This is a genomic window from Micromonospora sp. C31, assembly GCF_018070575.1.
Lineage (GTDB): Bacteria > Actinomycetota > Actinomycetes > Mycobacteriales > Micromonosporaceae > Micromonospora.
In genome coordinates this window covers 78,992-101,288 of record NZ_JAGPXN010000001.1, presented here as the reverse complement: position 1 = coordinate 101,288, position 22,297 = coordinate 78,992, and the positions used below count along the sequence as shown (strand labels likewise).

The window sequence follows — 22,297 nt, the reverse complement described above, 5'->3', positions numbered from 1 at the left end:
GAGGCGTCCTTCTGCGACAACGACCCGATCGGGCCCGTGCGGCGAGATCGACGCCGGAGAATAGCACGAGCGCCGGCCGGCGATCACCCTCGGTGCGCGCCGTGTCGCCGGTCGGTCAACCCATCATCCCCGCCGACGCCCGTTCAGCCGACCGGCAGGGCCTTCGTCCCGCCACCTGCGATCGACCGGGTCAGCTTCCTGCCGCTGGACCAGTACCAGCAACGCACCCCCCGGTCGCCGCGCGCCCACGCCTCCTCCGACGGGAACCGGTAGGTGCTGCCCGTGCGGTAGCGCAGCATGCCGTCGACCGGCACCTTCGCGTAGCGGGCGATGACCGGCCGGCACTTCGCGTGCACGGCGTCCTCGTCCCTCGTCGCGTCGGCGTAGGAAACGTCGGGCGCGGTCCAGACGCCGACGTACTCGAAGCGGTGGACCTTCGTGCACGGGACCGCCAGCAGGTTCGACCACCCGTCCTCCTCGGCGCAGCCGTACCGCAGCGGGGTGACCGCCTTCAGCACGCCCCGCAGGCTGCCCGCCCGGTTGACGGCCGCGTCGTTGTCGCCGTTGGCCCCGCCCACCGCGTCGAGTTCGAACAGGTCGCACCGGTACCACCGGCTGCCGCCCGTCCAGCCGGCCGGCGACGTGGGCGCCACCTGCACCGACAGCCGGGCGTCGCGCCAGTCGCCGCCGACGAACTGCTTGGCCCTGGCGTCGCACTCGGCGAACGCGGACCGCATCGCCGCCGACCCGACGCGGGGCGGGATCGGGCGGGCGGCCAGGTCGCCGGTGAACGTGCCGATGTGGAAGGTCTCGACCAGGTGCGCCTTCGCGCAGTCGACCGGCTGGTGGCTGGTGAGGTAGGCGGTCGGCTCGGCGACCACGTGGCACTCGCCGGCCCGCGGCGCGAACTGGCGGGCCTCGGCCACCGGACGCCAGTCGTCGGTCAGGTCCCCGTCCGTGCCGACCGGCGTGCCGCACCCGCTCACCGCCGCCGCGACCAGCGCAGCCGAAGCCGTGACGCCCAACCAGCGTCGCATGTGGTCCTCCCCCGTGCGCCCCCGTGACAACCGGCGCAGCATATGGCACCCGGGGCCGACCCGGGTGCCCGCCGGGGTCAATCGAGTCGCAGGTGCAGGTCGCGCAGCAACGCCATCTCGGCGAGGTGGTGGATGGCGGGGTCGCCGCCCCGGCCCGCCCGCCGCCGGACCCGGGAGTCGCGGGCTGTCGTGGTGCCGGGTTGGGCTGCCGATCCGCTGCCCGGGTGGGCGAGGCGACGGCGGGTGGTCGATGGAGCTACGCGGCGGTGTCCCCAGGGCGGCGGGAGCGCTTGACGAGACCGACCACACCGACGACCAACCCGGCGAGTACCAGACCGGCACCCGCGATGCGGAAGAGCTTCGGGGAGGTCTCGTAGTCCCTGATCTCCGCGTAGCTCTCGATCGTGATCGCGCAGTCCCGGTTGTCGTCGTCGACGAAACCAGAGGTCGGCGCGCCAGCCTTGGCGCACTCCGGCTCGGGCGGACCGGGCTGCAACACGAAGGAGAGCGCGCCGAGCAGAAGGAGGGCCACGGCCGTGCCGAGCAGAATCATCTTCGCGGATTTCACCGGGGTATCCGAACACGGTGGTCGGCGGGCACGCAACGCCGGTGCCGGTGCCGGTGCCGAGCGACGCTGCGGCCACCCGAGGGGGCAGGACGTTCCTGAGTTCCTACTTCACACGATGGCAACCAGGAGGTGGTGCGCCCGGCAGGATTCGAACCTGCGGCCTTGGGATTAGAAGTGGTATTCACATCTCGATCCTTGGTTTCGCTGGTTGCTCTAGCTGCGAGAACTGCTTCCCTGGTATGCCTGACTTTCCTCGGTAGCCGGCATTTCGCACCACAAATAGCTCCACGGTTGGCCTGGTTGCCGGGTTCAGGTGTATCGAGGCGTGATGACGCTCTGCAGAGCCCGCCGTTTGGTAGGACTGGCTATTGGATGCTTGGTGTCGGCTGCGTGTCCGCGATGGCGGGCGGCTGCCGCTGCCGCTGCGGTGTGATCCGCCGGCGGGTCACGGTCCGTGGGTGGTTGCGGTGGGAGCCATCCCGCCCGCCATCGACCCGGGCAAGCCGAGCAGACCACCGCCCGACGCGCCAGCGTCCGTACGAGCCGTCAAGGCCGTCTTGACGTGGCGGGCCGGGCGGCGGCCCGCTCCCCAGCAGGGCGGGTCGATGGCAGACGGGATGGCAAGCTGGTCGCTCCAGGATGGACAAGCGTGAGGTTCTGCTCTGAGCCAACGAGTTCATCGCCGTGTCGAAGGCCGCCGCCTGCGCCCCCTCTTGATCAGGGCACCGAACACGCCGGCGCACACAACCGAACAGACGCCCATGACTACCGCCGCGAACGGATCACTTTTCGGGCCTGACAAAAGGCTCACCGATGCAATTCCGAACACGATGGCAAGAATGGGCAATATCCCGCGTATTACAGCGCGGTGATGACGCCGATTGTGCGCGGCATTAATCCGGCGTTGCTCGGCAGTGAGGTCCTTCTCCCACGGGGTGTTGAAGGGCCAGTTGGCAACCCAGATTATTGCAGCCAGGCCCACAATAACCATCAGCACTGTGACGATGGCTTTGAAGAGCATGCTCTACCTCCAGAAGCCGTCAGTCCATGACCGAACCGACGGCGTTGGTAAAGGGTCATGGGTCGGCGAGGGCCCTGAGTCAGAAGGTGCGGGGTGATAGTGACTGGTAAGCCGATGGTTTGTAAAGCAAGGCCGTCGGCTGGTGCGGTCAGGGCTCGGTCAGGGCTGGTCCGAGGATCGCTGCGCCCACCCCAGGGCGGGGCGGCTGTCGACAGCAACGGTGACAGCAACGGGCTCGGACGGAGACGACCGGGGCGCGCATGCCGTGGAAGATCAGCCGACGTCGACGACGTGAACGGACGCAGGCAGACGAGGCGCGCAGTTCCTACAAATGAGGGGTCAGAGCCCCGGAAGGGGCTCCCACACGTCGTCAATGAGGACCAAGCCCAGGTCGTCACCAGGCCATCGAAGGTGGACCAGCGGTGACCATGAACGCCCATTGTTTGTGCAGCTCACAGTCCGAGTTGGTCCCTCTGCCTGATAGGCCGATCGGCCGGCAGCAGTTCAAACGTCAAGTGTCGAGCCATTTAAACGGCGGTCGAAGATTGCTCGCCAAGGTTACGTATGGCGTGTCGAAAGCTTGCACGCCCTAGAACCCGATCCTCAATCTCCCCTTCACGCATGCCGAGTTCCATCAACACTTTTGCCCGCACGACCCAACGCAGTACCTCCCCATACCAATGCCGTTCGACAACACCGAGGGATTTAGACGCGCCTCCGTGAGATACCCCGGTGCGGGCGCTAGCAGTAATTTGCCCGAAGTCGGCGCTGGTGCCCAGAATCTCTTGGCCAATCCTTCCGGTCGAGACGACAAGGTCATGAATTTGCTTCGATAGCGGCTTGTCGTTGCGTGAACGAAGAACCCGTCCGGCCCAGCTAACTGAGTCTTCATTAAGGCCCGCGGATTGTGCGGCTAGGATGAGACGATCCACGCGAGTTCGATGTTCGGCCCTTGACTTTTCTCGACCCGAATAGCCTAAGACGTGAGCGAGGGCTTCCGCACTTTGGAATGCCGAAGAGTACCGGTGCTCGCTAAACATAGATCCGACGTAATGAGGCGAATGGAGAAGCACCAGAACCTCCGAAAATTTAGATCGGAGGTCAAACCACCGTGGAAGTAAGTCTGCAAACGGTATTGGGGTGTCACGTAATGTTAGTAAGGTTGGGGCGCTATTGCCTGCGATTGAGGCCCAGTCCGGGTCGCGGCGGCTCGGAGCGGGCTGAACAGCCTCGAAGGCGGCCTCATTCAGTTTTCCTGTGGATTCTGACCTTAGGTGGAGTTCCGTCAACCGCACCGGTTTGCCGAGGGCCAGTATCAATAGGTCTTGAAGTGGTCGAACCCAGTTGCCGAGGACGTCTGAGGTAGAGCTAGGATCAAAGGCAACGACGAAGTAAGCGAGTTGCTTGCATGTCACCTCGTCTCGCTTAATCCGTCCAGTCACGTTCGCCGTGAGCCGAACCTCTGCGCCTTCCAGTTGAGCTTCGGCAAGATCGACGTTATGGAAGCGCAGGGTGTACTCGTGGGATCGGCCGCCTGACTCAGTAACGGGTGGAGGCTGCGACCACGCGTTGAGGTAGTCGAATTGACACCAGGCTTCAACGAATCGATCGGATGTGTGAGACCCTGTTAGGGCCATGCCAACTCGGTAACTGCTCTTGGTTACATCCGGCCCCACAAAATTTGCGCCGCCAGCGTCTAATAAAGTGACGTCTTTGCCTTCGTGGGTGCGCCCAAATATTACGGGTGTAGTGCTCCACTCAGTCGGGAAAAGGGAAACGCCGCTGGATGTCGCTGTTGCAGGCTCAAGTGAACCATGAACTACCAGTTCTAGGCTGTCGGCATCGAAGCTTAGAGTGCCCGGCAACTGGTGCTCGGGACTGGCCGGCAGCCACCACATCCCATCGACCGTGAAGAACTCCATCCGCCTAGAGTGCTCTAAGCGAGCGATCTCGGCAATCGCTGCCGAGCTTCGCAGGGTGCCCAGGTCGTGTGTGAGGCGTGCCGTGATCGGCGGGCTGCTCGTCTAATGGTCACGCTGGGCAAGATCCGGAACATACGCGGAATGATCAACCCTAAGGCCGAAGAGGCGCTGGGTGTGTGTGTCCTGGTTGGAGGCGTGTTCGTCCGGCAAGCACAACTGCCTTCCTAAGCCACGTGCTGCCAGGTGAGATCACGCAGTGTCTCTCATGGTGAGACGTTGTGTCATCAGCTAAGCGGCCTGTTCTTGAGGATGATGCGCGGAGTGTGGGGAGGCATTCTGAGGGTCAAGGAGTCGAACCCGGTGAGCAGGTAGCCGCAACCAGCTGACGGCCGGGTGTTGGCCTAAATGGCCGCAATGGCAGAAATCCCTGACTGGCCAGGATTTCTGCCATTGCGGCCATTTAGAACAGCGGCCTACGCGGGTCTGCGGCCTGCCGTCGCGGGTAGGGCGTGCACGGTGCCAGCGGTCTCATGTACGTCCGGGTGGACGAGGAACGCCGGTGACGGTGGCCGCCCGGCACCGGTGCGGGCCGGTGGGTCGAGTTGGCGTAGGTACCCGTGGATTTCCAGCAGTGACAGTACGGGGTCGAGATCGGCGGCGGTGGGGATCTGACTGCGGACGGCCCGGTACAGCTCCTTCTTGGTGAACGTGGTGGAGCTGGTGCGCTCGATCCAGGCCAGCACGAGCCGGGCGTACCGGGTGCTCTTGTCGGCCCCCATGTCGTCGAACGCGGCCAGGGCGTGAGCGGCGAAGTACTCCCCGAGCAGCGCGGCCCGCTCCACAGTCTCAGCCAAGACCGGCTTGCCCCAGCCATCGCGTAGGTGTTCGGCGAGGTGGATCAGGCCGGCGAGGCGGACCACTGCGCCGGTGTACTTGCTGCCCCAGTCCACGACGTGTCCCCACGCGCCGCCGGGGGCGAGGCGTGGCTCAACGGCTCGTTCGATGTCTAATACCCGGTCGTTGGCTTCCGGGGTGAGCGGGAGCACGGCCGGGTCGGTCCATTCGGCGAGGGTGGCGACCAGGGCGCCGAGGTTGGCGGCGTAGGCGGTGGCGATGGGTTCGGGGACCGGGTCGGCTCCGATCTTCCGGCGGCCGACGGTGTTCTCGGGCAGGCTGAACAGGATCCGGGCGAGCAGGCCTTTGCCGCGGAAGCCGGGCATGTCGGCGATGTCGCGCAGCACGTCGGGCTGTACAGCGAGGCCGAGGGTGAGGGCGGGGTGCTCGACGTGTTCTGGGGCGCGGGAGCGGCGGTTGACGCGCAGCATGTCTCCCGCGTGGCCTTTGAGGAACACCTCCAGGTTGGGGGTTCCGGAGTAGCGGCCGGCGATGGTGGCGAAGATGCCGCCTTCCGGGGAGAGAACAGCGAGGCGTCCGCCCTGCTCGGCGAGCAGGGACGCGGCTTCCTCGCTGGTGACGTCGTCGGCGACCAGTTGCGGCAGGACAGGCACGGTGACGGCATCGGCGTTCATCGCGGCGGCCGTCGCTTCGGCAAGCAAAGTGTCTCGGCCGGACGCGTCGGCGTTCGCGGCGGCGATGGCAGCTTTTTCCGCCGTCTTACCGGCGACGCGGGCGGCCAGCTCGGCTTCCACGATCGCCGGCTTCGTGCGCTCGACAAGGGCTTTCTCTGCGGCGAGTAGCGGTCCGGTCATCGCGGCGAACACGGCCGACTTGCGGGACCCCGGCGGCAGCACGACGACAGTGAACAGGTTTGTCGGTTCGCGCCAGGAGCCGCGTACCTCCACTCCGGCGCGGCCCCCGGCGGCGGTGGACAGGGCTGCCAGGGCGATGCAGCCGGCCAGGTCGACGGGGGTTTGGGTGAACTCGGCGACGGCGTAGACGTGCTCGGCGACCCACTCGGGCAGCACGTAGGCCGGGAACTCGGGGAGGTGCCGGCGGTTGCCGAGCGGGATCAGTGGTGCCCATTGGGTGCCGGTGGCGGCGTGGTCGAGCATCGCGCGGCCGGTGGCGAGGATGTCGGCGACGTCGGCGCCTTGGTCGACCTTCTCGGCGAAGTAGGCGCCGAGGTCGGCGACCTGGCGGCGGCGGGCGTGGTCGGCGACGATCCGCGCGTAGTGACCCGCGTTCGCGGTGGTGGGGACGGCGGCAATCAGGGTGTGAAGGTACGGGGCGCCGCCGACCTTGGTGAGGTCGCCGGTTGCGGCGAGTCGGGCGGCCAGGGCGATCGGGTCGACGGGTTCGCCGGCGGCGTGCATCGTGCAGAGCGTTTCCCACAGCCGGGCGTGCGCAGGCCGGTGGAAGTCGGCCGGGGTGAGCGTCGCGGCGAGGTCGGCGACGACGGACGGGTTGAGCAGCGCAGCGCCGATCACGGCCTGCTCGGCGGCATGGTCGTACGCGGGCGGTCGGGTCACGATGACGTGCTCCTATCGTGAGTCGGGGAGGGAAAGTCAGGCGGCGGCGCGACCGGGGCGCGGCTGGCGAGTCGCGGCGGCGCGGGTCACCAGGTCGCGCAGGCCGGCGAGCAGGGTGCCGAGCTGGCGGCGGGCGGCCGGGTCGACGTCGGCCAGGGCGACCCGTACGCGGATCTCGGCGTGCTCGCGGCCGTCGCTTGCCCGCACGCGGACGAGGACGGCCCGGGCATGGCCGGGCAGGTCGACCAGGATCTCTGCCGAGCGGTGTTCGCCGAGGTTGCAGCGGTGGTCCCGGGCGCACCACCCGGTGTGCCGTTCGCTGCCGGGACGGCGGTTCATCGGTTGCCCGCCCGGTAGTCGGGGCGGATGTACTCGGCGATGCGCCGGCCGATGCGGACGCGGCGGCCGGTGCCCTCGCAGCGGCGGCAGTCGCGTCGGGTGCCGATGGCGGTGCGGTGGTTGCGGCGGCCCCGGCAGCGGCGGCAGCGTCCCCACGGGGCGACGATGCACAGAATCAGGTACCACGCTGCGTAACCGAGGGCGGTGAGGCTAGCGAGCAGGGCGATGGTGGTCACGAAACGCCTCCACGAGCCGGTTTGAGGGTGCGGAGGGCTGACGCCGCTAGTGGCTAGGGCGCTGGCCAGGATTGGGATTGGTTGCTAGCGGGGGTGCTAGGTCTAGCGGGGGGTGCCGCTAGGCCTAGCGACCACACGCTGTCCGGGTTAGGCGGCTTTGTCTCCGCGTCGCTTGTTACGCTCCGCGATCGCATCGGCGATGTGCTGGCGTTCGATGCCGCGCCGGTTGGCGCCCTTGCCGGTGCCCGGGTCGGTGCCCCACACCTGCCCCGTGGTGATGCCGTACGGCTTGAGCGCGGCCGTCAGCTGATCGCGGGTCAGGTCCCCGTACGCGTCGGCGTTCAGCTCGGCGAGCCGCTCCGTCAGCGTCTCCGCCCACACCTTCGGCTCCGTCGCGGGAATGACGGTGAGGATGTCGTCCAAAAGGGTGTCCCGGCGTACGGCCGGGGTCGGTGCGGCCTGTCCGATGGCGTGGCCGGTCAAGGTGCCGGCTGCCTCGCGTAGGGCGCGTGCCCGGTCGGTGATCTTCTCGGCGGTGGGGCCGTCGACGTAGAAGGTGCGCACGATCTGCGCGTCGTCGGCGGCGCCGACGAGGTAGCCGACGCCCTTGTCTTTCTTGGCGAACATGGTTGCCCGGATGCCGTTCTTGTACGCCGAGGTGCCGAGGATCATGTCGTTTTCGATTTGACCCATGACCCGCAGGCAGAACCGCGTACCCGCGTTCGCGCTGACCCCGGTGGGCAGGCTCTTCGCGTCCGGCCGCTGCGTGGCCACGACGAGGATGACGCCCAGGGCGCGACCCAGCTTGATGACCTTCTCGGCCAGCTCGCCGGCTTCCTTGCCGAACTCCGGGTGCGAGAACAGTTCCTGCACCTCGTCGAGGGCGACGACGAGCCAGTGCAGGCCGAGCTTGCGGCGGCGGGCCAGTTCCGGGGTGACCTTGTTGTCCGGGCACACCGCCTTCGGCAGGCCCTTGATGACGGCGGCGCGGCGCTGGCACTCCTTGCGCAGCTCCCGCAACGCCAACAGGCCCTCTTCGGCGGTGTCGTCGTCCTGCCCCGACGCATACCGCGTGGACACCTTCTCCAACGGGTCGAGTCCGCCGGTGCCCTTGAAGTCGAAGCACCACAGTTCCGCGTACGGGTCGAGGGCGGCGGCGAGCATCGGCACCTGCGTGGCGGCAGTCTTGCCGTAGCCGGGAATCGAGCCGATCAGCAGGTTCGTGTACGGCAGGTCGAAGGTGATGATCCGGCCGCGTGGGTCGGTGCCGAACGGCACCGGCCGCCCGAGGTCGAAGCCGCCGGACGCCTTGAGTAGCGGCCACGGCTTCGGCGGGGTGGCGGCCATGTCCTGATCGCCCACCCACAGCAGCAGTCGGCCGGGGTGCACCTCCGGTTGTCCCTCCGGCCACACACAGCCGAGGGGGCGGGTGAGGCCGGCGGCGAGCCTGTCGCGCCGCTCGATGACGTCCCCGGCGGTGACGCCGGGCGGTAGGTCGATGTCGGCCCGCCACCCCGGCCCGTCGCGGGTGATCGGGGCGGTAAAGGCGATAGCGCGGTTGCCCTGCTTGGCGATGGCCTGGGTGATGCCGGAGATGCCGAGCACGGCCAGGGCGCGCACCACCACATCGGAGGTGAGGCGGGCGACGCGGGGGATGACCACGGCGGTGTCGAGCAGCGGCTTGTCGGCCGGCTGACCGAACATCCCACACAAGGTGACCAGCAGCGCCAGCACGGCCCACCGCGACCACTCCGGGGCGAGAGCAACCGCCACGCCACCGGCCAGGGCGATGGCGAGGGTGAAAGTGGCGACGATGCCACGCCACCGCACTCGCCGGTCACGCTGACGGGACAGCTTGAGGTAGTCCTCGGCGTTCTCCCGCCGCACGGTGGCCTGCCGGACCGGTTCGCCTTCCCAGTCGAACAGCCACCGGGTCGCCCCGGACAGCATCCGCCACGCGCCGGCCGGGGCCCGCAGCGCCAGCTTGCCGGCGTACTTCGGAGTGCGGGTGGCGTGGTAGGCGGCGGTGTGCAGAAGGTGCCCGACCGCCCACCGCATCGTGTCGCGCAGCTCGGCGCGTGAGCGCAGCCAGGCCGGCAGGATCGGCCGCCGCTGACCGGCGCGTACGCCGTCGAGGCTGAACCGCGGCGTGCGCTGCGCGGCCGGGGAGTCGACCAGCAGCGGCCCGCCGTCGTCGGCATCGGTGTTGATGCGGGCGGTACGGGCGGCGTCCAGGTCGACCACGTTCGCGTCGGGGGCATCTCCGGTCAGGTCGCGCTCGGCGGCCCGCCAGTCGAATCGGTCGTCGTCTCGGGGGGACGTCATGTTGGGTGTTCCTCCATCTGGGTTGTGGCGGTGGGGAAGGGCCGGCGGCGCGGCGCAGGTTGGTAGCCAGGTGGCCGCGCCGCCGGGCAGCAGGTCAGTTCTTGACGGAGATGCGGTTGCCGCAGTCGCCGCAGGTGGCGTGCGTGCGCTGGTTGTTGGCGGTGATGTCGCGCCAGTTGGTCTCGTTGCCGCAGGCCGGGCACCACAACTGCTTGCCGCCGCTGCTGACGCGTCCGGCGCTGCCGATCGAGATGCTTGCCATCAGGGGATCTCCTTCGGTGAGGGTGGTCAGGCAGCGCAGAACAGGGCGGCGATGAACAGCCAGCCGATGTGCCACGACTGGTCCAGGGCGTAGGCCCCGGTGACCAAGCTCGGGTTGTCGTCACGGCCGGGGCGGGGTGCGCCGAGGGTGTAGAAGTCGGCCGAGCCGAGAGCGGCGGCGATCCGGCGAAGCGGGGTGCGCCGATCGGCGATGTAGTGGGTGACCGCCGAGATGGCCAGCCCGACCGCCACACCCCACGGGTCGAGCCGCAGGCCGGTGCCGGCGATCAGGAACACCAGCGCCAGACCGGCGGTGACGGTGTAGGTGGCGACGTGGGCGGCGCAGGCGATGCGGCCGGTCCAGCTGGGCTGGCCTTTGCAGTCGGCCTGGTGCTGGGTCTGCACCCAGTGGTCGGCGACCTGGTGGGCGACGTAGAGGGCGACGAATACGGCCGCGAACGCAGCGGCGTGGCGGCCGGTGGGATCTGCGAACATGGGTGGTCTCTCCTGAAGTCGGTTGGCTGAGGGGTGGAGGGCCGGCGGCGCGGCGCAGGTTGGTAGCCAGGTGGCCGCGCCGCCGGGCGGCGCTAGTCGTGCGTGCGGACGAGGTGTGCCAGGGCGGCGCCCATGCCGAGCACCCCGACCGGTAGGCAGGCCACGGCGGTGGTGATCCACCACGGGGCCGAGGTGACTCCGGCCGCAACCAAGAGGTGGTAGGCGACCTGGCCGAGCGCGCCGACGAGCAGCGACGCGATTGCCGACCACTTGGCGAAGCGGCGGGCCAGGTCCGGCACCCGGCCGGACAGCCACACGTAGAGGGCGTACGCGCCGTACGTCTCCACGCCGATCGGCAGGGTGATCGCCGAGTTGATGGAGAAGCTGTCCCAGATGCCCGGCAGTGGGTGGACCACCCCGAACCCGGTGAGTCCGCCGAGTCCGACCCACCCGGACCAGATCGCCACGAACGCGGGCAGCGCCAGCAACACGACCGGCCACACCACCGCCGACTTGGCCGGCTTGGGCGGGCTGGGCGTGTTCGGGTGACCGACCCCCGTGGCCTGCTCGACCTTCTCGGCCGGTGTGATCTCTACCAGGTCGGTCGGAGCCGGGTCGGTCGGCGGGGTGTGCTCGGGTGCGACGGGGGCGGGGGCCGGGTGCGGGCCGATCGGTTCGGCGTAGTCCAGCGGCACCGAAGCAGGCTCGGCGGGGGCGGTGTCGAGGGGCAGCAGGGCACCCCGGGCGATCAGCGCCGCACGGATCTGCTCGGTGCGGGTGCGCTGGGCGTGCTCGGCCTTGAGGCGGGCGAGCAGGTCGTCCGCCTTCGGTGCACCGATGCGGAACTCCCGCATCAGCCGGTTTCGCGACGGCAGCGGCTGACCCTCGGGCAGGTCCAGGGCGCGAGCGGCCGGCAGAAGGGCGTCTACCGGCTGCGGGTAGCGCGTGCCGTTGAGGGTGGGGGCAGTCATGACAGGTGGCCTCCGGTCAGTCGTTGAGGATGTCGGCGAGTAGGGCGCGATGGGCGGCGAACACCTCGCCGCCGTAGACCTCGGCGAGGTGCCGGGTCACGCAGTCGAAGTCGACGGCGGGCACCCACACCGCGCGGCGGGCGTCGTCGCGGCCGTCCACGTCGGGCAGGATGTAGAAGCCGCTGCCGAGGTCGATGCGGACGGGGGTGGTGACCATCCACGCCTCATCGGAGGCGCGGGGGTCGGGGACGTAGCGAGCCGGCAGGGTCACGTAGTGCTCCTGGGCGCGGTCGGCGATCAGGCCGGTTTCCTCGGCCAGTTCGCGGAACGCGGCGTCGGTGGGGTCCTCGCCGGGGTCGACGTAGCCGCCGGGCAGCGCCCATCCGTTGCCGTCGGCGCGCTCGACCAGCAGCAGCCACCGCCAGCCGTGGGCGTCGCCGGCGGTGACGATCGCGTCGGCGCAGGGCTGCTCGCCCCAGTGGCCGAGCAGGTTGCGGCCGTAGCGGATGCCGGTCGGCGCGTACGGGTTGACCGGACGTCCGTCGACCAGCGGGAACGGAATCGCGGCCGCGGCCCGGCGGGCGGTCCAGTCGATGATGGTGGGGTCCATGGTCGGATCGGCCCACGACGCTCCGGCGGCGATGCCGTCGAGAACACTCGGGTGGGTGTAGGTGCGGGGAACCATCGCGCTTCCTCGGGGTCGATGGGGGCAAGGGATCGGGTAGCGGCGGCTCACGGCCTTTCCCGCCTACGCGGCCCGGCCGGCGGCCGAACGAGCCGCGAGCAGGGCACGCGCCTCACGCAGCACCCGGCGCTGCGCCCGTCGAAGCCGCTGCCAGTCCAACTCGGTCGGACCGGTGTCACCGGTCAGCACGACGATCTGCGCGTCGAGCAGCAGAACCTCTGCCTCGATCAGCGGCAGCTCCTGCTCGATCTCGGCAAGGTCGGCGGCGCTCGGCTCGACCTCGGGGGTGTGGTTCAACTCAGTCACTTCGTGTCCCTTCTGACTGATCCGGCGCTCCTATATGCGCGCCTCGGTTGCGCAACAAGGTAGCGATATGCGGGTCTGTTGCGCAAGGGGGTAGCGGTATGTTGGTCCGATGAGTGATGCGCGAGATGAGCTGTCAGCAGCTACGAAGCGGTACCGGCGTACCGAAGCTGCTCATGAAGCCGCACGCGACGCGGTGGTTGCGGCGGTGGTTGCGGCGCTACGTGATGGCGTCGGTCCGGCTGAGGTCGAGCGGCTGTCGCCGTTCAGCGGTGCCTACGTCCGGAAGCTCGCTCGGGAGCACAGCGTCCCGCCTGCGCCGCCAGGACCAAAGCGGGCCGCCCGGTAGCGGTCACCCGGCAGGCCGCAACGCGTAGTTGCTGGCGTCCACCAGGCCATACGCCAGCGCGGACGCCTCCATGTCGTCGATGGCGCGTGCCGGGATCACGAAGCGGCCACGGACTTTGATGGCGGGGAACTGGCCGGCGTGAATCGCCCGGTAGAGGGTCACCTCCGACATGCCGAGAATCGTTGCGGTGTCCGCGACCGACCGGAACCGAGGGCGGTCGTTCTTGGCGGCGAGGGGTTCAGCCACGGGAGTCTCCTCAGTAGTCTGTGGTTGGTGTTCCGTCCGGCTTGCTGAGACCCAGTGAAGTCGAAAAGAAGCGGAGCGCCCATGCAAAACCAGTGCAACGCTCGGCAATCCGATGCAACTTGCAAGCTCGGGAGACCACGGTGGCGACGGTAGATCGGTGGACAGGGAGCCTCGCCTGTTCGCTTCAAACTGCCGCCGGAATGACGAACGAAGGATTTGCCGGGTGGCTCGGCATCGCGACAAGGACGGTCGCGTACTGGCACAGTCGGCCCGACACGATTCCCGGGAACGCCAACCAAGACGTGCTTAACGCCGCCTTGGGTCGTGTATCGGATTCGGTTCGCTCCCGGTTCTTCGAAATGCTCAGCGGAGTGCATCCCCGGGGAAATGCTGGCAGCGGCGGCAGCGTTGTTGATGCTGTGAGCGCTGCTGCTGATTCGATTGCCAACGACTCCTTGCTGATGAGCCTTGCGCTGCCGAACGACTCTATCGAGTCCTTGCAGGAAGACGTGACGCTGCTCGCTCGGTCGGGAGGAATGGCGGCCTTCGACGTGTTCAGCAGTGCCCGTCGGTTGCGGGACGAGGCAAGGGCTTTGGTCGAGCGCACGCGTCGGCCCGTCGAGCTTGCCGACCTCTACGTGGTTATCGGTCAGAGTGCCTCCCTGATGGCCTCCACCGCGTTCGATCTCGGGCACTGGAACGAGTCGGCGGCGCTGGCCAGGGCATCAACGCAGTACGCCGACTTGGCCGGACACGCGTCATTGAAGGCGTGGACGTACGGCCTGCAAATGACTCTCGCAAACTGGCGTAACGAGCCCGACTCCGCGCTGAGCTACTTCGCTCGCGCCATGCGGACTGCACCAGAGGGCGAGCCGAGACTGAGGCTCCGCTATGTCGCTGCCCGCTCTCACGCTCTGCTCGCCGACTCCGATTCGGTCGCGGCCGTCTTGGAAGCGGCCCAGCGAGACAGAGAAGCGGCGGCGGACCGACCCGACGAACTCGCCACCGTTACCGGTGGGGAATTCGCATTCGGCGACGCGCGGGCGGCGGCATGTGCGGCGGCGGCATGGCTTGACCTCCGCAACGGCGAGCAGGCCGCGAGGTACGCCCGAGAGGCGTTGCAGGTGTACGAGGCGTTGCCGTCGCTCAGGCGGCCGTACTCGCAGATCAACGGGACACAGATCGACGTAGCCGCTGCTCACCTCCACATGCGAGACAAGGACGGTGCAGCCGAAGCACTGCGTACCGTCTTGGACCTGCCGCCGCAGAAGCGCAATGTCTCGCTGACTGGCCGGCTGTCGCGGATCGAGCGCCTGCTGAGCCAGTCGCCATGGGACCGCGACGCGGACGCGCGCCACCTCGCCGAGCGCATCTCGGTCTGGCTGTCGGAAACCTCAGCGCGCCCGCTTGCCTGACTGCCGCCAGGCGGCCAACACCTGCGCCTCCCTCTCCGGGCTAATGCCGATCTCGGCGGCGCGGTCGTGGTTGCTGACTTCGCCGCTCTCCACCATCCACCGCCAGGTGTCGCGGACGGTCAGGGAGAGCGGCCGACAGCGCAGGCCGGCAGCCTGAGCCTTGGCGGTGTCGACGCGCCACACGCCGTCGAAGGTGCGCCAGAGGGGCAGCTCGGACCACTGCCGGACGCCTTGGCTGACCAACACCTCATCGGGCACCCACTCGAAGGAAGCGTCCGCCTGGGTGGCGTGAGCGCAGTCCGCCAGTAGCGCGCCGAAGGTAGCGCCGCCCACCGGGGCGCAGACGTTGAACGCACCGGAGGCGCCTTCGGCGATGGTATGTAGCGCGAACGCGGCCAGGTCGCGTACGTCGACCGGCTGGATGGTGCGGTCGGGGGAGCCGGGGGCCAGGACGTCGCCGCCGGCAGCCACGCGGCGCAGCCACCACGGCAAGCGGCCGACGTACTCGCGGGGGCCGAGCACGACACCGGGACGCAGGATCGTTGTTCGGTTCGCTCCGAACGCGGTGACTGCCGCTGCCTCGCAGCCGGACTTTTGGTAGCCGTACTGCGTCGGTCCGTCTTCGGTGTCGGTGCCGTAGTCCGGGCCGGCGTCCGGCGGGCAGTAGAGCACTTCAGACCGCTCGCTGAGCGGCTTCAGCGGCCAGTCCCGATAGACGCTGACCGTCGACATGAAGACGTAGCGACCGGCGACGGGAGCGAGCGCACGGGCCACGTCGAGGGTGTTTCTCGGCACGTATCCCGAGGTGTCGAGCACGGCATCCCAGGGGCCGGCGGCGGCGAGGGCGGCGACGTCCTCCGGACGGGTTCGATCACCCCGGATGGGCCGCACAGCCTCTAGGAAGGGGTCGGAGGTGCCCCGGTTGAAGGTAGTGACGTCCCAGCCGGCGTCGATGGCGGCCGTGACGATCGCGTGGCCTACAAACCATGTCCCGCCGAGCACCAGCAAACGCATGCGGCCATCATGCCGAGCATCGGCCTAGAGCCGACCGGCGGGTGGCCTTAACTGGTTGGTCTGTATGCAACATGGTCAATCAACCTGTCTGAGGTTGGCCAAGGCGGGCCGCGAGCGGGCCGGGCCGGGCCCTCCGGCCACGCCGACGGAGCCAGGAACATCAACTGAGGCTGGACGACTTCGCCGGGCTGCTCCTCGCCGAGTTTGAGGCGATCGACTGCCGTGGAGCAGCTGTCGTCGGGCTCTCTGGCACCGTCCGCGGTTCGGTGGCAACCAGAACGGTGGCGTGGCCTTCTTTAGCGCTTGATCTTCTACACCACCCGGCCGGCGTCAAGGGCACTGTGTGCCGGCCGGGTGGTCGGCCTACGGCCAGAAGGGAGCTACCGGTGTTGCGGTGCCGGTGCAGGTGAAGCCGCGATACCCAAACTGGCCAGCGTTGCTGCTAGAACCACCGGCGCTAATTGTTCCCTCATAGGTGTAGTGGTAGGCATCAGAAGCAGTGTAGACCCTGACTCCTACGGGCAGGTTGTTAACATAAGAGGAGATGCTCAACAATCCAAATTGCTTATAGTAATAGATGCAAGTCGACGTGTGGCCAGATGTGACCGTAAGTTGATAGAAGTGGGTTCCGTTGTATAGGCAGAGTTTCGAGGTGGGGCATGCCTCCGCCGCAGCGGCAGGTGATGCGGTGACACCTAGGCCTCCTGCCGTCAAGGCAGCCGCTGTCAAGGCCGAAGCTAGCATGCGCTTAAGTTGCAAGTCGGACCAGTTCCTTCCATGCGGGGAGCATAATTCGCCCACGAATTAATTGCGCACTGTAAAGCTGTCCATGCGCAATTGAAAGCCCGTAGTCATCTGCGATGATCGATAAGCTATCACGCGTGATGTCGGGCGTCCAGCATGAAGCGAAGTGCTGCTTGATGCTGCAAGTCGCGGCGGGTGCGGTGGTGCTATATCGCGAGGTCGCCCCTGGCTGGTGGTGTTGGAAGGTGCTGATTGAGGTTGTCGCAGGCCGGCCAGTGCAGCAAGGAGACCGTATGTCAACTGATCTCAGAACCCCTGGCCGCCATGCCGTTCTGCCGGGTGCTCATGGCGCCGCCTGCAACGGCCGCGCGGCGACCTCGAACGACGCTTACCAAACCCTCTGCCGTCAGCAGCGCCAGGGCGCGGTGAGCGGTTCCGACCGAAACCCCATGCGCCGCAGCAAGCCTGGCGACCGCCGGAAGCTCATCGCCGGGCCGTAGCCGACCGGCCCTGATCTGCTCGCGCAGCTCGGCGGCGATTTTCTGATAAGGACTACTTGCCACCGTGCGCTGCGTCGGCGCCACCGGGCGCGGTGGCATCCGTGCGGCCAGCGTCCCGGCCGCACGTTGGTCCGACTCCGATAGCCAGGCTGCGTAGACCCTGAGCGTGGTTGTTCCGCCGCCGCCATGACCAAGCCGGCCAGCGACCGTCCGTACGTCGACGCCCGCGTTGATTAGCTCAGTTGCCGAGTAGTGGCGCAGCGCGTGAATGTGGCTGTCGATGCCGAGCCGGGTGGCGAGCCGGCCGTACCGCTGGGTGATGGTGTCGGGCCGGTAGCCGCGGCTGTTGTCTGGCTCGGGGGAGAAGACGTGATCGGCAGGGTCGGCGTCCGCGTCGAGCTGCGCCAGGCGGTCGAGGTATCGGCCGTGCAGCTCGCGCAGCACTTCGATCGTCTCCGGGTCGAGCGCTACTCGCCGCTGCTGGTGCGTCTTGGTGTCCTTCTCCCGCAGCTCGCCGTCTGCGTCCAGGTAGGAGCTGCGCCGCAGCGTCAGCACACCGGCGGCCAGGTCGAGATGATGCCAGCGCAGCGCGCACAGCTCGCCGCGCCGGGCGCCCGTCGTCATGGCGAGCCAGACCAGCGCGCCCCAGTCCGGGTCGCGCCATGCTTCGTTGATGATGCGCGCGGCGTCGGCCGGGTTCGGCGGTTGCGGGTCGGGGTGCGGCGGTGCGGGAGGCTCGGCCTGGCTGGCGGGGTTGACAGCGATCCAGCGCCACCGGACAGCGCGGCTCAGAGCGCCACTGAGGATCCAGTGGATTTGCCGCACTGACGAGGCGCTGAGCGGCTTGCAGACGTGCGGCCGGCATTTCGCGGTGCAGGTGTGCTCGCTCTCCAGGCGGTGCTTCACGTACGCCTTGCCGCCGCACCAGTCGCGGCAGCGGCGCAAGCTCGCGTAGAACGACTCCAACGTCTCGGGGTCGAGCCGGCCGACCGGCAGTTTGCCCAGCACCGGCCGTACGTGCTTGTTGAGCTTGTTCACATAGCCCATGCGCGTGGTGGCCTCGATGTCGGCCACCTCAAGCCACCGGTCTAGGAGTTGGCCGAGTGTGGCGCGGGTGCGCGGGTTGCGCCGCTCGTCCACCTGGGCCAGCAACCGGGTGCGCGCCTTCTCCGCTTCCTTGGCAGCGGTGCGGCCGGCGGGGATGACCTCGGTCAGGTAGTGCCGCTTGCCACTGATCGGATCCTCGCCCGCATAGACCTTCACTCTCAGTGAGCCGCTGGGCAGGGTTTCGATCTCGCCACGTTGCCGCTTCCGACGTCCGTTCGAGGTTGCCACGCGGCAAAGCTAGCTCGTTCGCACCACGCGCCGCACCACGCGGCATGACCGGCCGAGAGAAAGTCCTGTGCGCCCGGCAGGATTCGAACCTGCGGCCTTGGGATTAGAAGTCCCCTGCTCTATCCGCTGAGCTACGGGCGCGCGCGTGTGTCGCGCGAGAAGGGTACCGCCGCCCACCGGGTGACCGGTGGAACGGGTGGTCGCGTTCCACGTCGCGGACCAGGGTCGCACGCCTCCCCGGCGCCGGTCACCCGGGTTCCGCCGTCCGCGCGGCCCGGGACGCGTCGGGTCGTACCCTCGGCTGGTGCTGCTTGACCCGGAGATCGAGAACGACGTCGCCTACGAGCTGTGCCAGCTTCTCGGACGCGCGATCCTGCCCATCCGCCAGACCGGCGTCGGGGCGGACGGCGAGCGGGGCGAGGGCACCGCGTTCCTCTTCGCCGGGCAGGGGCGGGAACACCTGCTGACCGCCGACGCGCTCACCCACGCCGGGGCGGGGGTGATCGGGCTGCGGGCGAGCGTGACCGAACCGGCCGGGGTGGCCGCCGACGCCGTGGCCCTGTCCGACCTTTCCGACCGGTGGCGGCACCACGCGGATCTCGGCGTCGCCGACATGCCCACCGTCGCGCTGCACGAGCACGCCGACACGGAGGGCTGGCGGTGGCGTACCCAGCAGGTGCCGGACGCGATTGCGGCCGATCGGGACGTGATCGCCCGGATCGGCGCGGAGCCCGGCTCCGCCGTCGTGCTCGCCCACGGCGTCGGCGCGGGCGGCGCCCGGCCGCTGGAGGTGGCGATCGAGCGGGTGGCGCGGGTGGGCGGTGCCGTCCGACTCCTGGCGGAGCTGCCGACCGGCTACCTGGGAGCGCCGGTGTTCGGCGTGCGCGCCGGCGACGACGGCGAGCCGGGGCTGCGGTGCCTGGGCCTGGTGCTGCCGGCCTGCGACGGCGGGCACCCGCTGGCCACCTTCGACCGCATCCGGGCTGCCGTCGACCGGTCGTGAGGCCAGCGGGCAGAGTCGTAGGTCGGTCGTGAGGCGAACGGCCGCAGGCCGGTTGAGGCCGGCGGGCGGCCGTCGACCGGGCGGAAGGCGGGCGGCGCGCGACCGGGGGCGGCGGTCAGCCGCCCTGCGCGGGAGCCTCCGCCGGGTCGGTCTCGTCCGCCGGCTGCCGGCTCACCGGTGGGCGTTCCCCGGCACGGACCGTCGGCCCGGCGTCGAAGAACGCGTCGGCCCAGCGTCCGACCTCGTGGAAGACCTTTTCCCGTACGGCGGTGCCGGAGAGCGTGAGGTCGTGCATCCCGCCGTCGAAGCGCGCCAGGGTGACGTGCCGGCCGAGGCGGGGAGCCCAGCGGACCATGTGTTCGACGTCCAGGACGGCGTCGGCGAGGGCGGCCGACTCGTGCCACTTCTTGCCCTTGAACGAGCGGGTCGAGCAGGCCAGCAGCACCGGCACGTGGATGTCCAGACCGGCGCGGAGCTGCCGCTGGGCGGTGCGGACGGCGTTCAGCCAGCCGGCCCGCACGGGGAACCCGGCGAGCGGCTTCCAGGTCAGGTCGTAGTTCCACTCGCCGTGGTGCTCGGCGTGGATGCTCTCGCTGTAGACCGTGCCCAACCCGAACGGCAGCACCCGGCGCGGCGCCCGGCGGCCCAGCCGGCCGACGGCGGCGGCGAGGGGGCGACGCACCAGCCACGGGGCGTTGAGGTCGAAGAAGGGGCTGTTCAGGAAGAGCCCGTCGATGATCCCGGCATCGCGGCGCGCGTGCGCCCACAGCGGCATGACCAGCCCGCCCGTGGAGTGGCCCATCGCGAGCAGCGTGTCGTGCCCGTCGTCCTCGCGGATGATCCTCGCGGCGGCGTCCAGCTCCGGGAAGTAGTCGCTGAGGTCGCGACAGAAGTTCGGCGTCTGGTGGGGCCGCAGGCTGCGCCCGCACTTGCGCAGGTCGAGGGCGTAGAAGTCCCACCCCCGCTCGGCGAAGAAGTCACCGAGGTGGCCCTGGAAGAAGTAGTCGGTGAAGCCGTGCACATAGAGCACGGCCCGCCCCGTAGGGCGGTCGGCCCGGCGACGGACCAGGGTGGCGACCACCGGTCCCTCGTCGTCGGTGCCCAGGTCGATGGTCTGCCGCTCGTACGGCGGGCCCAGCACGTCCGGTTCCACGACCGCGACGGTACGCCGGGAAGCTACCGGGCGGTAGCCCCCCGGCGTCGACCGGTCCCGCCCGCCCGCACCCGGCGGACGGGACCTCGGGCGTACGCGTCAGACGGTCTCGGCCTCGGCGCGGGCCGGATCGATGTCGGGCTCGAGCTCGGGGGCCGGCTGGTTCACGTCGCGCAGGTGCTTGTTGTTCCGCGGTTCCTGCTTGGTCTTCGCGTCGTTGAGCCGCCGCCGCAGGTCGTCCCGGACGTCGTTGAGCGCGGCGTGCAGGTCCTCCTCGGTGGAGGTGGTCACGATCTTCTGGCGGCCGGCGATCCAGCACTCCAGCGTGACCTTCTGGCCCTTGGCCTCCCGGTCCTTGACCGACACCTCCATCTCGGTGGCGTCCGCGTGGAACCCGGCCAGCCGCGAGTCGAGCGTGGCGAACTGCTCCGCGATCCAGTTCCGGTCGCCCTGGGAGAACCCCGCGCCGACCCGCAGGCACTCCGCGACGGTGGCCGGGTCGGTGACGGCGCTCATCGGCGCACCCCGCAGAAGACGATGGCGGTTGCGGTGCTGGTCATCTTCATGATCGCTGACCTCTCGTTCGTCGTGCTGTCGACGGTGCGGTTGATCGGATCCATACCCCGCCGCGCTCCGTCCGGAACGTGACGTGTCGCCCCGCCCGGTGGCCGGTGCCACGGGCGCGGCCGGTCCCACGATCATCGAGCCGAAGGTGCGGGCTCCCCAGGGCCGGCCGCCCCTAGCACACCCGGACCTTGATCAGGTTCTTGTCCACAGGCGGTCCGGTCGTCCACAGGCCGGTACGCGGCGCTGGCGGCGCCCGTGCCCCGGGGCCCAGGCTCGACATCGAGTCGACTCGCGATGGCAAGCCCGATCTCCCCCTGGAGGGACGATGTTCGACACCTACGTCACGATCGTGGGCAACGTGCTGACCGCGCCGGAGTGGCGTCGCACCACCCAGAGCAACACCCTGGTGGCCAACTTCAAGGTCGCCTCGACCGCCCGCCGGCTCGACCGCGACAGTGGGCGCTGGGTCGACGGCAACAGCCTGCGCGTCCGGGTCAACTGCTGGCGCAAGCTCGCCGAGGGGGTGGCCGCCTCGGTGATGGTCGGCGATCCGGTGGTGGTCTGTGGCCGGCTCTACACCCGCGACTGGATGGACGACGCCGGCAACCACCGCTCGCTCTACGAACTGGAGGCGGTCGCCGTCGGCCACGACCTGTCCCGGGGCCGCAGCCGCTTCCAGCGCAACCGGCCGACGATGACGACCAGCACCGTCGAGGACACCGAGGCCGAGCAGCGGGTGCGCGGCGAGGCGACCGAGCCGGTGCCGGACGAGGATGCCCCGGTCCTGCCGGACCGTCGACCGGTCGACGACGACTTCGAGCCCGAATTCGGCGCGTTCCCCGCCGGCCGCGGCCGGCCGGCCGACGCCACCGTCGACGGCTCCCTCGACCCCTTCGACGACCCGACGGACGACTCCCGGGGCGAAGAGCCCGACGGTACGGAACCGGAGCGCGACGGCTCGACCTCGGAGCCCGGTCCGGTCCCGGCCACCGGTCCGGTCGCGGCCACCGGTCCGGTCGCGGCCACCGGTCCGGTCCCGGCCACCGGTCCGGCGGAGGACGCATCGGCTGACCGGGACGGCCGGCGCGACGCGGCGGCGGGAGAGCCGGGCTCGTCGGCCGAGGAGCCGGAGACGGGCGTCTCCCCGGCCGGTCGTGGCCGACGAGGTCGGGGGCGGGTGCCGCAGCCCGCGTGACCTCCCGTGCCCCGGGGCGGCACGACGGGGGCGGGGTGGCGCCGGCGATGCCGTCGTCACCCCGCGTGTCGCAGCGGTCACCCGGGGGCGCTATCGCGCCGCGGCTGGGTGATGCGTGATCGTTTGCAGGACAGCCGGGCGTCTGCCGTGGTGCCGGCCGGGCCGACGTCAGACGATCATTTGC

The 22,297-nt window shown here is 69.3% G+C and carries 22 protein-coding genes and 1 tRNA gene; 3 read left to right on the top strand and 20 right to left on the bottom strand.

Annotated elements, in window-relative coordinates; genetic code table 11:
- Positions 1-143 precede the first annotated feature (143 nt).
- The 14 genes from KBX06_RS00470 to KBX06_RS28200 all read right to left on the bottom strand — a co-directional run bounded on the left by KBX06_RS00470 (position 144) and on the right by KBX06_RS28200 (position 13,187).
- The gene (locus KBX06_RS00470) at positions 144-1,037 is read right to left on the bottom strand and encodes a septum formation family protein (protein ID WP_210832130.1); all 894 of its coding nucleotides are present in this window, start codon (positions 1,035-1,037) and stop codon (positions 144-146) included.
- 256 nt (positions 1,038-1,293) lie between these two features.
- Complete coding sequence (locus KBX06_RS00465) at positions 1,294-1,605, bottom strand: hypothetical protein (RefSeq protein WP_210832128.1); 312 nt, start codon at positions 1,603-1,605, stop codon at positions 1,294-1,296.
- A gap of 676 nt (positions 1,606-2,281) precedes the next feature.
- A complete protein-coding gene (locus tag KBX06_RS00460) occupies positions 2,282-2,626 on the bottom strand; it encodes a hypothetical protein (RefSeq protein ID WP_210832126.1) in 345 nt (114 codons plus the stop codon).
- 527 nt (positions 2,627-3,153) lie between these two features.
- Positions 3,154-4,548 (bottom strand): HEPN domain-containing protein, encoded by a 1,395-nt coding sequence (locus KBX06_RS00455; RefSeq protein ID WP_210832125.1) that lies wholly within the window; start codon positions 4,546-4,548, stop codon positions 3,154-3,156.
- Between the two features lie 473 nt (positions 4,549-5,021).
- Positions 5,022-6,977 (bottom strand): DUF3987 domain-containing protein, encoded by a 1,956-nt coding sequence (locus KBX06_RS00450; protein WP_210832123.1) that lies wholly within the window; start codon positions 6,975-6,977, stop codon positions 5,022-5,024.
- Positions 6,978-7,013: 36 nt separating this feature from the next.
- Entirely contained in the window at positions 7,014-7,316 is a 303-nt protein-coding gene (locus KBX06_RS00445; protein ID WP_210832121.1) for a hypothetical protein, read from the bottom strand.
- Entirely contained in the window at positions 7,313-7,552 is a 240-nt protein-coding gene (locus tag KBX06_RS00440) for a hypothetical protein (RefSeq protein ID WP_210832119.1), read from the bottom strand. The genes KBX06_RS00445 and KBX06_RS00440 overlap by 4 nt, the downstream gene beginning before the upstream one ends.
- A gap of 147 nt (positions 7,553-7,699) precedes the next feature.
- Positions 7,700-9,877, bottom strand: a complete 2,178-nt coding sequence (locus KBX06_RS00435; RefSeq protein WP_210832118.1) for a cell division protein FtsK — start codon at positions 9,875-9,877, stop codon at positions 7,700-7,702.
- Between the two features lie 94 nt (positions 9,878-9,971).
- Complete coding sequence (locus KBX06_RS00430; protein WP_210832117.1) at positions 9,972-10,139, bottom strand: hypothetical protein; 168 nt, start codon at positions 10,137-10,139, stop codon at positions 9,972-9,974.
- A 26-nt stretch (positions 10,140-10,165) separates the two neighbouring features.
- Entirely contained in the window at positions 10,166-10,633 is a 468-nt protein-coding gene (locus KBX06_RS00425; RefSeq protein ID WP_210832116.1) for a DUF3307 domain-containing protein, read from the bottom strand.
- Between the two features lie 92 nt (positions 10,634-10,725).
- Positions 10,726-11,604, bottom strand: coding sequence for an ABC transporter permease (locus KBX06_RS00420; RefSeq protein WP_210832115.1), 879 nt, complete (start codon positions 11,602-11,604; stop codon positions 10,726-10,728).
- A 16-nt stretch (positions 11,605-11,620) separates the two neighbouring features.
- Positions 11,621-12,289, bottom strand: a complete 669-nt coding sequence (locus KBX06_RS00415; protein WP_210832114.1) for an NUDIX domain-containing protein — start codon at positions 12,287-12,289, stop codon at positions 11,621-11,623.
- A gap of 63 nt (positions 12,290-12,352) precedes the next feature.
- On the bottom strand, positions 12,353-12,595 hold the full coding sequence (locus tag KBX06_RS00410) for a DUF6284 family protein (protein WP_210832113.1): 243 nt from the start codon (positions 12,593-12,595) through the stop codon (positions 12,353-12,355).
- Positions 12,596-12,944: 349 nt separating this feature from the next.
- Positions 12,945-13,187: a helix-turn-helix domain-containing protein gene (locus tag KBX06_RS28200; RefSeq protein WP_117670852.1), complete on the bottom strand. Its 243-nt coding sequence runs from the start codon at positions 13,185-13,187 to the stop codon at positions 12,945-12,947.
- A 200-nt stretch (positions 13,188-13,387) separates the two neighbouring features.
- Here KBX06_RS28200 and KBX06_RS00400 point away from each other — a divergent pair, with 200 nt between their 5' ends.
- Positions 13,388-14,602, top strand: a complete 1,215-nt coding sequence (locus tag KBX06_RS00400) for a hypothetical protein (RefSeq protein WP_247684957.1) — start codon at positions 13,388-13,390, stop codon at positions 14,600-14,602.
- Here the strand turns inward: KBX06_RS00400 and KBX06_RS00395 are convergent.
- The 4 genes from KBX06_RS00395 to KBX06_RS00385 form a co-directional block, all read right to left on the bottom strand.
- Entirely contained in the window at positions 14,582-15,616 is a 1,035-nt protein-coding gene (locus KBX06_RS00395; RefSeq protein ID WP_210832112.1) for an NAD-dependent epimerase/dehydratase family protein, read from the bottom strand. The genes KBX06_RS00400 and KBX06_RS00395 overlap by 21 nt on opposite strands.
- Positions 15,617-15,979: 363 nt before the next feature.
- Positions 15,980-16,360, bottom strand: coding sequence for a peptidase inhibitor family I36 protein (locus KBX06_RS28620; protein ID WP_374225565.1), 381 nt, complete (start codon positions 16,358-16,360; stop codon positions 15,980-15,982).
- A gap of 296 nt (positions 16,361-16,656) precedes the next feature.
- Positions 16,657-18,195, bottom strand: coding sequence for a tyrosine-type recombinase/integrase (locus KBX06_RS00390; protein ID WP_210832111.1), 1,539 nt, complete (start codon positions 18,193-18,195; stop codon positions 16,657-16,659).
- A gap of 68 nt (positions 18,196-18,263) precedes the next feature.
- Positions 18,264-18,336: transfer RNA gene (locus tag KBX06_RS00385), tRNA-Arg, on the bottom strand.
- Between the two features lie 163 nt (positions 18,337-18,499).
- On the opposite strand from KBX06_RS00385, the gene KBX06_RS00380 reads away from it, so the two are divergent.
- Positions 18,500-19,198, top strand: coding sequence for a hypothetical protein (locus KBX06_RS00380; protein WP_210832109.1), 699 nt, complete (start codon positions 18,500-18,502; stop codon positions 19,196-19,198).
- Positions 19,199-19,313: 115 nt separating this feature from the next.
- Here KBX06_RS00380 and KBX06_RS00375 read toward each other — a convergent pair whose 3' ends face one another.
- A complete protein-coding gene (locus tag KBX06_RS00375; protein ID WP_210832107.1) occupies positions 19,314-20,351 on the bottom strand; it encodes an alpha/beta hydrolase in 1,038 nt (345 codons plus the stop codon).
- 99 nt (positions 20,352-20,450) lie between these two features.
- Entirely contained in the window at positions 20,451-20,867 is a 417-nt protein-coding gene (locus KBX06_RS00370; protein WP_210832105.1) for an HPF/RaiA family ribosome-associated protein, read from the bottom strand.
- A 376-nt stretch (positions 20,868-21,243) separates the two neighbouring features.
- On the opposite strand from KBX06_RS00370, the gene ssb reads away from it, so the two are divergent.
- Positions 21,244-22,113 carry a single-stranded DNA-binding protein gene (gene ssb / locus KBX06_RS00365; RefSeq protein WP_210832103.1) on the top strand — a complete coding sequence of 290 codons (870 nt, stop codon included), beginning with the start codon at positions 21,244-21,246 and terminating at the stop codon, positions 22,111-22,113.
- The last annotated feature ends 184 nt before the right edge of the window (positions 22,114-22,297 follow it).